We start from the raw sequence: 13,892 nt of genomic DNA on the forward strand, positions 1-13,892 counted from the left end.
ATGTGATAACAGTCCTAAAGTGATGACTGATGAACATGTCAAAGTTACTTTTTCTGTTGAATCAGGAAGCAGGAGCCTCGGATATGATATTGAATCAATACCAGACAGCAAGCTTCAGTGGTATTACACCGCAGAAAAGAGTAATACTAGTGATCCATTCAAATTTGGTGAAGTCGCAGATAAATCGGTTGCTCTTGGTGAGGAAATAACCTTTTCTCAGGGACTTTGGGATTTCACTTTGTACGCAAAGAGGACAGATGTTGCTGGTGAGCCGCCTATTGTATATTACGGTACTTCATCTGACGTATTAATTACTCGTGCTGACAGTCCTGTTCCAATTTACATTCAAGTTTCTTCAAGCACTGGAGCAACTGGTACTTTAGTACTTAATAATGTAAGTATTAAAACATATGCAGGCTCAGGAACTCATGTAACATCTTCCGTTAAGGCTAACACAGCTGTCATCAAGAACTCTTCAGGAGTAATAATTGATACTTTGAATTTATCAGACGGTTCAGGAACATATAACAACTTATCTGCGGGTAACTATAGTGTAGTAGTAAAGTATTGCAATACCAATGGTAACGTTGAAAATGCTTCAGAGGAAATCTTTATTACAGTTTGGAGTGGTAGAACAACCACAATCAGTGGTAGTATTGACGAGATTACAGGAAGCGGTACAATTGGAGCCTACTATACTGAAACTATAACCAACACAATTGATAAAAATACTATACCTGTATTTGATGCAAATGTTGCTCCTGCAAACAACGAAACTACTTCAGAAAACTCTACTACAGTAGCATTCAACGCAGGCAAATTGGTTGCCACAGATGACTCTAAAACTGTCTCTCTGGAAGTGTCTGTAAAAGATATTGAAGCGGCAGGGAGTGATAGCACATTTACAGTTGAAGGAAATCAAAGTGCTGTAGCTGGTATTTCACTGAACCTTAAAGTTGGAGAAGAAGAGAAAACTGGTGAATTTGGTGATGCTGTAATTACTACATATATTGTAAAAGGTCTTACATCTGTTAGTGTTAAGTATAATGGAACAGACTATACAACTGAACCAGGTGAGATTCAGGTTATTAATCAAGGTGAAACACCAAATGATGTCAACAATTATTATGAATCTTATACTGGTAAACTTGTATTCACTACAAACCACTTCTCTGAGTATTATGTAGTTTCAAATTCTGTTGATGCATTAAATGTAACAACAAATACTGCATATGCAACTTTGGCAGACGCTATTAATGCTGTTCCTGTAAATGCGAATGAAACTACTAATATTCTAATACTAAGAGACGTAGCAAATGCCGAAGGTCTGTCTGTAGCAAGTGGTAAAAACTTTGTTGTGGATTTTAATGGTCATACCTATACAATAGTTGGACCAGGTGCTGGTTCTACAAACACTGAAACAAATGGCTTTCAGTTTCTAAGAAACTCAACTATTACTCTGAAAAATGGAAAAATTAATCTTTCAAAAAGCAACAGAGATGTTTTAAGAGTTATCCAAAATTATGCTAATTTAACATTAGAAGATTTGGAAATTGATGCAACGAATCAGTATTATTACAAAGATTATGTTATTTCGTTCTGTTGCGGAAATAATAAAATTATAGGAAATACTTCAATATATAGCAACGCGTCTTCTTTTAATCCAGATAAGTCAGTAATCTTTGATGTGTATGATTGGGCTGATGGAGGATATCATGGTGTAAATCTTACAATAGATACAACTGGGGATATAAGAGGCGTTGTTGAAATTGATCTTGCAGAGCAAGGCGATGAATGTGGCTCATATTTCAAGCTTACTAATGGTAATGTTAATAAGGTCTCGATTACAGGTGGAATAATTAATAACCTTAATGAAATCAACACACCAAATATTGTGATTACTGGTGGGCAGTTCTCTACAGATCCATCACAATACGTTGATGCGTATTATACTGCAGTTGCTAATGATGGTAATACAAGCTGGACTGTAAGAAAAATGAATTACGAAGAATTAGCAAATGCCGGTTATGTAGCAAGATATTATGAATCATCATACTATAAAAGTATAACGGAAGCATTTTCTAATTATGGAAGTGGTATTCATCTTATTAACAATGCACAGGGAGCAATCAGCAGAACTGGTTATGTTCAATTATATTGTGATGATTACACCTTCGAAGGTACTATATCCTGCACACCTACTCCAAATACTTCAGGTAATGTTAGTATCTATACTGGAACTGCAATTTTGAATAATATAGAGTGTTCATCAACCTTCTATTGTGGATCAAGCTCAAATTCACCAACTATAACTATAAAAGATGGTTCTATAAATAATTTAGAAGCTAGAAAGAATGCAAAAGTTATCATCGAGGGTGGCACCTATACTGGTACAATAACACTAAATACTGGAGGAAATGGATCGCTAACAATTAAAGGTGGAACATTCTCAGCTGATCCAACCATTTATGTACCTGAAGGATATGCTGCAACTTTTAATGGCCAAACTTGGGAAGTCTCCGAACAATCCAACTAATTCTTAATGTTGCCCCTCAGCATTTAGGATAAAATCTTTCTCCCTTGGTTTCTATGTAAGCCAAGGGAGATTATCATCTTAGTTAATTCTTTGGATTAATATCTCTTCATCACAACCACATATCATGTTTAAGTCACCTTGTGGGTTTAGAATTTATTCCTTATGCATAAAATTTACTTTTTGGATTAGAACTTAAATTTGAATTGTCTTTGCATTAATTGAAACAGCAATTTCTTAATTGATAGGAATATGTTAATTACAAAGAGTTTTAGTGTTTTATGAAATATAATATTCTAGATAAGGTTTTTAAGTAATTTTTTTTCTATTACTTAGGATTTATTGTTTATTGTGAAAATAGTTTTTGTGCAAGTTTGTTGCATATATATACGGAATATTGCATAGAGATAATTGAATATAAGAGTGGTTTTGTAGTATATTATCCCCCTAGGGAGGTAAGAAATGAAGAAATCACTTATCGTATTATTAACTTTATTAGTTGCACTCAGCTCCCTTTTTGCTCAAGGCGCTGCTGAAGCTGCAAATACTTATCCGGAAAAAGCTATCACCATGATTATCCCTTATGGAGCTGGTGGTACTACAGACGTATCAGGAAGAAAGTTCGCAGCTCTTCTTTCTAAGGAACTTGGCGTAGCCGTTACTGTTGTTAACCAGGGTGGTGCTTCAGGTTCTATTGGTTGTCAGGCTGCACTTGATGCAAATCCTGATGGTTATACTGTACTCTTTACAGCTGAAAGCCTTGGAACTCAGAGAGTAATGGGCTTAACAAATCTTAGCTATGATGATTACAAAATCATTTCAACAATGGTAAATGATCCAAAGGTTCTCGTTGTTGCAAAGGATAGTAAATATAATACACTCGCAGACCTATTAGCTGACATGAAGGCTAACCCAGGTAAGATTAAGATGAGCTACACTGGACCTGGTGGATCTGGTCACGTTCAGGGACTTATCATGGAGAAGCTCGGTTACGTTCCAGCTTTAACTGCATACTCTTCAGGTGCTGATTGCTATCGTGCTGTTCTCTCTGGTGAGGTTGACTTTACTAACTCTAACATCTCAACAGTTAAGGCTTTAATCCAGAGTGGTGATTTAAAGCTCTTAGGTGTAAGCAGTAATGTAAAGCTTAGCATCTACCCAGATGCACCATTATTTGAAGAAGTAGATCCTAATGCTGCTCAGTATATGAAGAATGCTTTCACACCTCTCAACTTCCTCGTAAGCAACAAGGTAGATGATAGTGTTGTTGAAGTATTAAGAAATGCAACAAAGAAAGTTGTAGAAAGTGCTGAATGGAAGAGCTTTATTAAGGATAACGCTCTTGAAGAGCTCTATGTACAATATCCAACTGTAGAAGCTACTAAGGAGTTCTATAAGAACTGGGAAAGTATGGTAAGCTGGATGCTTTATGATGCAGGTGTAACAAAGTATTCTCCTGCTGACTTTGGTATTGCTAAACCTTGAAGCTTTAGTCTTTAGCATTGACCGCAGAGAAATAATAGTATCTGCGGTTAATATTTTCTTTGGAGGTTTAAGTTGGAAGAAAAGAATAAAAAAATAAATCCAGTTCTTATTGAAGGCATCGTACTATGTGCTCTCTCTGTGCTTGGAATTATTTTTTCTATAATTTGTCACTATGGCTTTAAGGTTGAATGGAAATTATCACCATATTTATTTCCATTATTTATTTCAATCATGCTATGTATGCTCTCTATTTCTCTCATACTTAGTAGCTTCTCAGGCCTAAAGGAAGCTAAAAGAGAGAAGGGTGATAGAAAAACATTTTTAATATTTTTATTAGAATGTGCAATTTATTTAATTGTACTAAAATATTTAGGCTTTTTAATTTCTACTATGCTTTTACTTGGTGCAATAGTTCACCTTCTTGGTGAGAAATCATGGTGGAAGATAATTTTAATAAGTGTAGTAACATCACTAATTATCTACTTCTTATTTGGTGTTTATTTGGGTGTTATGCTTCCTAAGGGTAAGCTTTTATATATGATAGGAATAAGGCTATGAGCTTAAATTATATGATTCATTACTTTGCAGATCCAAGATTTATATTATTAGTACTCCTTGGCTCTGTGCTTGGTCTATTTATTGGTGCTATTCCAGGTCTTTCAGTTACAATGGCTACAGCCTTATTAGTTTCTGTTACCTATTCCTGGGGAACCTCTGATGCTATGGCTATGATCATGGGTCTCTATGTAGTTGGAGTATTCTCTGGAGCTTTATCTGCAATATTAATTAATATACCAGGTGCTCCAAGCTCTGTTGTTACAGCCTTTGATGGCTATCCATTAGCAAAAAGAGGGGAAGCATATAAATCATTAAAGTATGCAACTATATACTCATTTATTGGCTCAGTATTTGGCTTTATAGCTCTTTGGCTACTATCTGGTCCTATTTCAAATATCGCTCTAAAGTTCCATCCGATTGATTACTTCCTCCTCTCATTCTTTGGACTATTAGCGGTTGGTAGCTTAACTAGTAAATCCTTTACTAAGGGGTTAATTAGCGCTGCTGTAGGCTTACTAATTGCAATGGTTGGTATGGATAGTGTTATGGGACGCCCAAGACTAACTCTTGGAATTAGAGCCTTGCAGGGTGGTATTAACGTTGTACCAGCTCTAGTTGGATTATTTGGTATGACAGAGGTACTCTCATCTATAATGCAAAAGAAGATGGGTGCAGAGGTTAGTGAGATGAAGAATGAGAAGGTGCCTATGAAGAATATATTAAAGCACTTTCCACTCTCTATGATTTACTCTGCAATAGGAACCTTCGTTGGTGCTCTCCCAGGAGCAGGTGGCCCTGTTGCTTCCTTCTTAGCTTATTCAACAGCTCAAAAGGTTGTCAAAAAGCCTTCACGTGAGTTTTGTGATGGAGCAGTTGAAGGTATTGTAGCTAGTGAGAGTAGTAATAATGCATGTATCGGTGGTGCTTTAATTCCTATGCTAACCTTAGCTGTTCCAGGTGATGCAGTAACAGCTATTATATTAAGTGTATTTATAGTACATGGAATGCAGCCAGGACCACTCTTTATTAAGACTCAGCCTGATATGTTTGCATCTGTATTAGCAGGCGGCTTCTTAGGATGTGTATTTTTATTAATTCTTGGACTATTAGTTGCTCCAAAGCTTAGTAAGCTAATTCTAGTTCCAAAGAGAATACTCCTTCCTATAGTTACTGTTCTTTGTATTATTGGTAGCTTTGCTTGTAACAATAGAATCTTTGATGTTGTCTTAATGTTTATCTTTGGTTTAATTGGATACTTTATGAGAAAGCATGATTACCCAACAGCTCCAATGGTTCTTGCTATAGTTTTAGGCTCAATGATGGATTCTAACTTTAGAAGAACAGTATCTCTTCTTGAAAGTGAGGAGCATAAGATAGCATACCTATTCTCAAGTCCAATTACTGTTATCCTTTTTGCAGTTACTGTGCTTACTTTAATTTTCAGTATTCCTGCAGTTCAAAGGTTATTTAAGAAGAAAAAATAAGGGTTTTAATATTCTCTAAGTCATATCAATTAGATGGTATGACTTTTTTTACAAAAAAGATAAAAAAATATCGATAAAATAGTAGTTATTTTATTCTGATAGTGATATAACATAAGTCAGCTAGTTAAAGCTAACTTATTTGTAATTTTTTGGAGGTCATGTATGGCACGTTTTACATTACCAAGAGATTTATATCACGGTAAGGGTTCATTAGAAGCACTTAAGTCATTTAAAGGTGAAAGAGCAGTTATTTGTGTAGGTGGCGGCTCAATGAAGAGATTCGGTTTCTTAGATAGAGCAGTTAATTACTTAAAGGAAGCTGGAATGGAAGTAGAGCTCATTGAAGGTATTGAGCCAGATCCAAGTGTAGATACAGTAATGAAGGGCGCTGCAAAGATGCTCGAGTTCAAGCCAGACTGGATTATTGCTATGGGCGGTGGATCTCCAATCGATGCTGCTAAGGCAATGTGGATTAAGTATGAATATCCAGAAATCACATTCGAAGAGATGTGTAAGGTATTCGGTATTCCATCACTCAGAAAGAAGGCTCACTTCTGTGCTATTTCTTCAACATCAGGTACAGCTACTGAGGTAACAGCTTTCTCAATTATTACAGATTATGCTAAGGGTATTAAGTATCCTATTGCTGACTTCGAAATTACTCCAGATGTAGCAATTGTAGACCCAGATCTCGCAGAGACAATGCCTAAGAAGCTTGTTGCTCATACAGGTATGGATGCTATGACACATGCTATAGAAGCATATGTTTCAACAGCTAACTGTGAGTTCACAGATCCTCTTGCAATCCACGCAATTGAGATGATCCAGAACGACCTCGTTGATTCCTACAATGGTGATATGGCAGCTAGAGATAGAATGCACTATGCACAGTGTCTCGCTGGTCAGGCATTCAGTAATGCTCTTCTCGGTATTGTTCACTCAATGGCTCACAAGACTGGTGCTATCTTCCAGGATTATGGTGCACACATCATCCATGGTGCAGCTAATGCTATGTACCTTCCAAAGGTAATTGCATTCAATGCTAAGGATCCAGTTGCTAAGAAGCGCTATGGTGTAATTGCTGATTACATGAAGCTTGGTGGTAAGGATGATGATGAGAAGGTTAAGCTCTTAATCGCATACCTCAGAAAGATGAATGATGATCTTAACATCCCACACTGCATTAAGAACTATGGTGCAGACAGCTATCCATGTGAGCAGGGCTTCGTTCCAGAGAGTGTATTCCTTGAAAGAGTTGAGGATATCGCTAAGAACGCTCTCTTAGATGCTTGTACAGGTTCTAACCCACGTCAGCCAAGCCAGGAAGAGATGGTTAAGCTCCTCAAGTGCTGCTACTACGATACAGAGGTTGATTTCTAATAATTACCTAAATTAAAGACTTAAGGCGCCGTTTGGCGCCTTTTGTCAGTTTACTATTTTTATTTTTTTTGCTAAAAAATAATTACAAATTAAATATTTAACTATCAAAAGAGACGGATAAAATGTACAAAATTGCAAGAAAAAAAGTATTAAATCCAACAGTAACACAGATGGAAATTGTTGCTCCTCTTGTTGCTGCTAAAGCTAAGCCAGGTCAGTTCATTATTCTTCGTGTTGATGAAGATGGTGAAAGAATCCCTCTTACAGTTGCTGGCTGCAACCAGGAAGATGGAACAGTAAAGATTATCTTCCAAATCGTTGGTGCAACTACTGCAAAGCTCAACCAGAAGGAAGAGGGTGAGTATATCCAGGACTTCGTAGGTCCACTTGGAGTTGCTACTCATACAGAGGGTATTAAGAAGGTATGTATCATCGGTGGTGGTGTAGGTTGTGCAATTGCAATGCCTGTTGCTCAGGAATTTCACAGACTTGGTGCAGATGTTACTTCAATCATTGGTTTTAGAAATAAGGACCTCTTAATTTGTGAAGATGAATTTAGAGAGGCTTCAAATAAGCTTGTTGTTATGTCTGATGATGGTTCATATGGTAGACATGGTAATGTAACAGTTCCTCTTAAGGAAATGCTTGAAGCTGGTGAGAAGTTCGATTTAATCATCACAATTGGACCAGTAATTATGATGAAGTTCGTAGTTGCTACAGCTAAGCCATTTGGTATTCCTGTAACAGTATCAATGAACCCAATCATGATCGATGGAACAGGTATGTGTGGTGGCTGTCGTCTTACATTAAACCAGGATGGCAAGAAGGTAACAAAGTTTGCTTGTGTTGATGGTCCTGATTTCAATGGCTACGAAGTTGACTTCGATGAAGCTATGAGCAGAGGTAGAATGTACTCTGATTTCGAACGCCATGCATATGGTGAAGCATGTAACCTATTTAAAAAAGCTTGAGGAGATTTGAGAGATGCCTATTAATCCAAAGAAACATGAGATGCCTACTCAGGCTCCAGAAGTTAGAGCTCATAACTTTAAGGAAGTAGCTCTTGGCTATGATGTTCAGACTGCTGTAGATGAAGCAAGCAGATGTTTAAATTGTAAGAACAAGCCATGTGTACAGGGCTGTCCAGTAAATATTAGTATCCCAGAGTTTATTACACACGTAAAGAACCAGGATTTTGAAGGTGCATATGAGGTAATTACTCGTTCTTCATCTCTTCCTGCTGTTTGTGGTCGTGTATGTCCTCAGGAAACACAGTGTGAGAGTAAGTGTACTCTTGGTATTAAGTTTGAGCCAGTTGGAATTGGTCGTTTGGAGAGATTCGTTGCTGATTACCACAATGCAAATTGTAAGGCAGAGGTTCACGTTCCTGAGCAGAATGGCCATAAGGTAGCAGTTGTCGGTTCAGGTCCTTCAGGCTTAACCTGTGCAGGTGATTTAGCTAAGAAGGGTTATAAGGTTGCTGTATTTGAAGCTCTTCATACAGCTGGTGGTGTACTTGTTTATGGTATTCCTGAGTTCCGTCTCCCAAAGTCAATCGTAGCTAAGGAAGTTGATGGCCTAAAGGCTCTTGGTGTTGATATCGACACAAACGTAGTAATTGGTAAGACTCTTACTATTGATGAGCTTTTTGGTATGGGCTATGAGGCTGTATTTGTTGGTTCAGGTGCTGGTCTTCCTAACTTCATGAACATCCCAGGTGAAGCTCTAAAGGGTGTATATTCAGCTAATGAGTTCTTAACAAGATCTAATCTTATGAAGTCTTTCAAAGATCATCCAGATACTCCTATCATGAAGGGTGGTAAGGTTGCAGTAGTTGGTGGCGGTAACGTAGCTATGGATGCTGCTAGAACAGCTTTACGTCTTGGCGCTGAAAAGGTATACATCGTTTATAGAAGATCCTTAAAGGAATTACCTGCTAGAAAGGAAGAGGTTGAGCACGCAATGGAAGAGGGTATCGACTTCAGACTTCTTAACAACCCAGTTGAGATCCTTGGCTACAACAATGCTGATGACCCACGTGATCCAAAGAATGGCTTCGTTACTGGTATTAAGTGTATTAAGATGGAGCTTGGTGAGCCAGATGCTAAGGGTAGAAGAAGACCTGTTCCAATTGAGGGCAGTGAGTTCGTTCTCGATGTAGACACAGTTATTATGGCTATTGGTACTAGCCCAAACCCATTAATCAAGAATACAACTAAGGGCCTTGAGGTTAATGCTCATGGTGGTATCATTGTTAATGAGGATGGTCTAACTAGCCGTGAGGGTGTTTATGCAGGTGGTGATGCTGTAACAGGTGCTGCTACAGTTATTTCTGCAATGGGAGCTGGTAAGGTAGCTGCTAAGGCTATTGATGAGTTCCTCTCAAAGAAGAACTAATACTACTTCTTTTTAGAGATGCCGGGATTATTATATTCCCGGCATTTTAAGTATGTGCTAGGAAAAGCAAAAAAAATCATATATATTTGACTATTGATTTAGGAGTTATTTAATGTTTGGTTTTTCAGATGAAACTTATATCGATGTAGCTAGTGGAAATGGTGGTGCTGGTTGCGTATCCTTTCACCGTGAGAAGTTCGTACCAAAGGGTGGTCCCGATGGGGGCGATGGAGGACGTGGAGGCGATGTAGTTTTTGTCGTCAAAGAAAACCTGAGAACTCTTGGGCATTTAAAGATGGTCAGAACCTACAGAGCAGAAAATGGAAGAAATGGACAGGGTGATAGATGCTTTGGTAGAGATGGTCAGGATGTCGAGATTCCAGTTCCACCTGGAACTGTTTTAAAGGACCCAGATACAGGCGAGATCATTAAGGATTTAACAGGCCTTGATAGATATGTCTTTTTAAAGGGTGGAAAGGGTGGACAGGGTAACTGGCACTTTAGAACCGCTACTCGCCAAACTCCACGCTTTGCACAGCCTGGTGAAAAGGGCGTTGAGTGTAGAGTTGGTGTTGAGCTTTTAGTAATCGCAGATATTGGCTTTGTAGGCTTTCCAAATGCAGGAAAAAGCTCTCTATTAAATCTATTAACAAATGCTAGAAGTAAGGTTGCTGGATACCCATTTACAACAAAGATACCTCAGCTTGGTGCAATGCGCTATGATGATCAGGATATTATCCTTGCCGATATCCCTGGTATTATCGAGGGAGCTAGTGAGGGTGCTGGAATGGGCTTTAAGTTTTTACGCCACATTTCTAGAACTAAGGGCTTAGCCTTCTTAATTGATCTATCAGATGAAAATTATTTAGATTCATATAGCATATTAACTAATGAGCTACATTCATATGCTCCAGAGCTATTGAAGAAGCCACAGGTTATTATTGCTAGTAAATATGATGAGGATAATGCTGAAAAGCGATATGAAAAGCTTCAAGAGCAATTTGGTGATAATCCAGTACATAAGCTCTCAATATATATGGATGAGACAGTTGAAGATGTTAAGCATGCCTTTATTAAGATGGTTGCTGATTCTGGAATAAAAGAAGTTAACGATAATGGTGGTTTTACCACAAAGGTAGATAATGATGCTTACTACAGAGATGAAGAGTAAGACTACATGTATATTTGGTGGTACCTTTGATCCTATTCATAAGGGACATCTACATATTTTAAATCAGCTAGAGGAATTAACTCCATATGAGCGTGTAATTGTTATTCCTGCAAGAATATCTAATTTTAAGCAGGAGAGTGTACCTACACCTGCTGTTGATCGCTATAATATGGTTAAAATCGCTCTAAATGAGTATTCAACACAGCACCCAACAAGACTTGAGCTTTTAGTAAGTGATGTAGAAATTAAGCGTGGTGGTGTAAGCTATACATATGATACTGTAGTTGATATTTTAGAGAGATATCCTGTTACTGGTAGACTTGGTCTTATAATGGGAGATGATTTACTCCCTGATCTTGATAAGTGGTATAGAATAGATGAGCTTAAGGAGCTTGTTGATTTTATCTGCTTTACTCGAGATAAAATAGTTGCACCAAAGAGAGAAGGGTATCATATTCGTCAAATCAACACACCTGTTTATAATGCCTCTTCTACAGAGGTTCGTGGAGGTGATTTCTCATCACTAACAGAAGGAGTAAGATCATATGTCGAATCTCATGGATTATACAAAGCTTGAAAGCGTTGTTAAAAAGCATTTAAAGCCTTCAAGGTTTGAACACTCTAAGGGAGTTGCAAAGGTTTGCTCTGAGCTCTCAACAAGATTCTTACTTGATAAAGAGGCAGGTCTATATACAGGTATATTCCATGACTATGCTCGATATTACAGCGATAGTGAGATATTAAAGGCTTGTAGGAAGGGTGGAGTTGATATCTCAAAGGAAGAAGAGGAAAAGCCAATGCTACTTCATGGTGCTGCGGCAGCCTTAGTTATGAGAGATATCGTAGGGGACGTCCCTGATAGCTATTTAATTGCTATTAGAAACCATACACTTGGCTCAATTAATATGGGCCTTCTTGGTGCCTGCTTATATGTTGCTGATTACACAGAGCCAAATCGGAAGCACCTTGATGATAAAGATAGAAAGGAAATCCTTTCTCTTCCAACTCTAGAAGAAATGGTATTAAATATTTTAGAGCGAGAGAAGAAATATTATAAAGAAAAGGGTATGACCTTTGCAAAGCGCACTATAGAGCTATATAATTTTCTGCTAGGTGGAGGACTTTTTAATTCTTGAAAAAACTTATCCTCATTTTCTTATCATTACTTTTATTACTTAGCTGTAGTGATGAGACTAAAGCTTATTATCTTGAGTCGGAAAATAATAGTGTAGCTTACTTAATAAATAGTAGGCACGCTGTTAAAATCGATATTGATTCACAAACACTTTCCTTTCTTGAAAAGGAAAGTGGGATAAGCGGTAAGGAGCTACTTGAGGATTTCTTTGGAGTTAATGTTTTAAGCTATTCCTTTGTTTCAGAGAATTCATTTTTAGAAAGACAGCTACTATTTAATTCCTTAAAGGAAGTTACTTCCTCTCAAGATACTCTACATAGCTTTGCTGCTTTTCGTGGGGACTTGAGAAAAACCGATTTTACAGCTACAATCAACAACATCTCATCTGACTTTGATGACGTAGGACTATCGAAAAATATTAAGAAGAAAACAGCCGTAAATGAATATCATCTAAAAAATGTTGTCTCCACAGCACATTCCTATGATGAGAATAAGAGGTTCGCAATAAAGTGGGTTGAGAATATATTGGGGAATATATGAGAGATATTATAGAGAAAAAAGCTAAGGTTGTTGCCTCATTTTTAGAGGAGCATAACTGTAAGGATGTCGTAATTGTACCTCTTGAGGAGGGTGCCTTTACCGATTGTTTTATTATTGCGACTGTAACTAGTGTCGGTCACTTAAAGGGTGTAGTTCACCAAATGTGGAGCCTTTTAAATGAGAATGGTTTAAATGTTAATAACCGTCATAAGACTCCAGGTGAAGATGGTTGGGAACTTATCGACTGTGGTGATATCGTAATTCACCTAATGTCAGCAGAGCTAAGAGAGTTCTACTCCCTTGAAAAGCTTTGGAAAGCAAGTGAAAGATAAAATATTGGCCGTCAATTTGACGGCCATATTTTTAACCTTTAACTGCTCCAAGAGCAATACCATTAGTAAAGTATTTTTGGAACATAATAAATATTGTTACAATTGGTACAGCGCCTAATGTAGCACCGGCCATAATCAAACCATAGTCTGTACTTAACTCTGCTTGTAATGTTGCAATACCAAGAGAAATAGAGAGATTATTTCTACTTGTAAGCATAACAAGTTGTAAGAAATAGTCATTCCATGTATTGATGAATGTAAAGATAGCAAGTGCTCCAAATGCAGGCTTTAGCATAGGACATACAATTTGTGTAAATGTTTTTACTTCTCCTGAACCATCTATTTTTGCTGCCTCTAATAGCTCTGTTGGAATTCCTTCTGAAAACTGTTTCATTAAGAAAGTACCAAAAGGCCAACCAACGGTACCTAAAATAACTGCCCAAAGGGTATTATACAGTGATAGTGCATTCATCATTCTAACAAGTGGAACTAAGATAACTTGCTTTGGAAGAGCCATAGCCATTACAAGAATAGAAAATATTATTTTTCTACCTGTAAATGCCTTTTTAGCAAGCACATATCCTGCCATAGAGGATGCTCCTAAAACAAGAATCATAGACATGATTGACATAAATACTGAGTTAAAGAACCAAGTCCATGCTGGTTGTTTAAAGAGTTTTTGCCAATGCATTATTGTCCAAGTCTTAGGAAACCACTCAGGTGGAATCTTATTTGGTTGAGTTTTAAAAGATCCTGTAATAATCCAATAAAATGGGAATAAGAAAAGTAATGCGATAATAATTAATACAATAAGCGTAAAGTAGTTATAGCTCTTAGCTTTAACTTTATTCTTTTCAATTTGATTCACAACTTACCT

General features: G+C 37.4%; 13 protein-coding genes. 12 read left to right on the forward strand and 1 reads right to left on the reverse strand.

Annotated features, from left to right (window positions below; genetic code table 11):
- Positions 1 to 22 precede the first annotated feature (22 nt).
- The 12 genes from FYJ80_RS00610 (at position 23) to rsfS (ending at position 13,015) form a co-directional block, all read left to right on the forward strand.
- Complete coding sequence (locus FYJ80_RS00610; RefSeq protein WP_154424190.1) at positions 23 to 2,536, forward strand: autotransporter outer membrane beta-barrel domain-containing protein; 2,514 nt, start codon at positions 23 to 25, stop codon at positions 2,534 to 2,536.
- 459 nt (positions 2,537 to 2,995) lie between these two features.
- Positions 2,996 to 4,018: a Bug family tripartite tricarboxylate transporter substrate binding protein gene (locus tag FYJ80_RS00615; RefSeq protein ID WP_154424191.1), complete on the forward strand. Its 1,023-nt coding sequence runs from the start codon at positions 2,996 to 2,998 to the stop codon at positions 4,016 to 4,018.
- A 72-nt stretch (positions 4,019 to 4,090) separates the two neighbouring features.
- Positions 4,091 to 4,576: a tripartite tricarboxylate transporter TctB family protein gene (locus FYJ80_RS00620; RefSeq protein WP_154424192.1), complete on the forward strand. Its 486-nt coding sequence runs from the start codon at positions 4,091 to 4,093 to the stop codon at positions 4,574 to 4,576.
- Positions 4,573 to 6,060, forward strand: coding sequence for a tripartite tricarboxylate transporter permease (locus FYJ80_RS00625; protein ID WP_154424193.1), 1,488 nt, complete (start codon positions 4,573 to 4,575; stop codon positions 6,058 to 6,060). Before FYJ80_RS00620 ends, FYJ80_RS00625 begins: the two co-directional genes overlap by 4 nt.
- Positions 6,061 to 6,222: 162 nt before the next feature.
- Positions 6,223 to 7,440: an iron-containing alcohol dehydrogenase gene (locus FYJ80_RS00630; RefSeq protein WP_154424194.1), complete on the forward strand. Its 1,218-nt coding sequence runs from the start codon at positions 6,223 to 6,225 to the stop codon at positions 7,438 to 7,440.
- A gap of 122 nt (positions 7,441 to 7,562) precedes the next feature.
- Positions 7,563 to 8,411, forward strand: a complete 849-nt coding sequence (locus FYJ80_RS00635) for a sulfide/dihydroorotate dehydrogenase-like FAD/NAD-binding protein (RefSeq protein WP_154424195.1) — start codon at positions 7,563 to 7,565, stop codon at positions 8,409 to 8,411.
- Positions 8,412 to 8,424: 13 nt separating this feature from the next.
- Positions 8,425 to 9,837 (forward strand): NADPH-dependent glutamate synthase, encoded by a 1,413-nt coding sequence (gene gltA / locus FYJ80_RS00640; protein ID WP_154424196.1) that lies wholly within the window; start codon positions 8,425 to 8,427, stop codon positions 9,835 to 9,837.
- 112 nt (positions 9,838 to 9,949) lie between these two features.
- Positions 9,950 to 11,008, forward strand: a complete 1,059-nt coding sequence (gene obgE, locus FYJ80_RS00645) for a GTPase ObgE (RefSeq protein ID WP_154424197.1) — start codon at positions 9,950 to 9,952, stop codon at positions 11,006 to 11,008.
- A complete protein-coding gene (nadD, locus tag FYJ80_RS00650) occupies positions 10,983 to 11,585 on the forward strand; it encodes a nicotinate (nicotinamide) nucleotide adenylyltransferase (RefSeq protein ID WP_206360885.1) in 603 nt (200 codons plus the stop codon). The genes obgE and nadD overlap by 26 nt, the downstream gene beginning before the upstream one ends.
- Positions 11,554 to 12,144, forward strand: a complete 591-nt coding sequence (gene yqeK / locus FYJ80_RS00655) for a bis(5'-nucleosyl)-tetraphosphatase (symmetrical) YqeK (protein ID WP_154424199.1) — start codon at positions 11,554 to 11,556, stop codon at positions 12,142 to 12,144. The genes nadD and yqeK overlap by 32 nt, the downstream gene beginning before the upstream one ends.
- Positions 12,141 to 12,683, forward strand: a complete 543-nt coding sequence (locus tag FYJ80_RS00660; protein ID WP_154424200.1) for a hypothetical protein — start codon at positions 12,141 to 12,143, stop codon at positions 12,681 to 12,683. The genes yqeK and FYJ80_RS00660 overlap by 4 nt, the downstream gene beginning before the upstream one ends.
- Entirely contained in the window at positions 12,680 to 13,015 is a 336-nt protein-coding gene (gene rsfS, locus FYJ80_RS00665) for a ribosome silencing factor (RefSeq protein WP_154424201.1), read from the forward strand. The genes FYJ80_RS00660 and rsfS overlap by 4 nt, the downstream gene beginning before the upstream one ends.
- Before the next feature lie 31 nt (positions 13,016 to 13,046).
- On the opposite strand, the gene FYJ80_RS00670 is transcribed toward rsfS, so the two are convergent.
- Positions 13,047 to 13,883, reverse strand: coding sequence for a carbohydrate ABC transporter permease (locus tag FYJ80_RS00670; protein ID WP_276989070.1), 837 nt, complete (start codon positions 13,881 to 13,883; stop codon positions 13,047 to 13,049).
- Positions 13,884 to 13,892 lie beyond the last annotated feature (9 nt).

Source organism: Bullifex porci, from assembly GCF_009695635.1.
Taxonomy (GTDB): Bacteria; Spirochaetota; Spirochaetia; order Sphaerochaetales; family Sphaerochaetaceae; genus Bullifex; species Bullifex porci.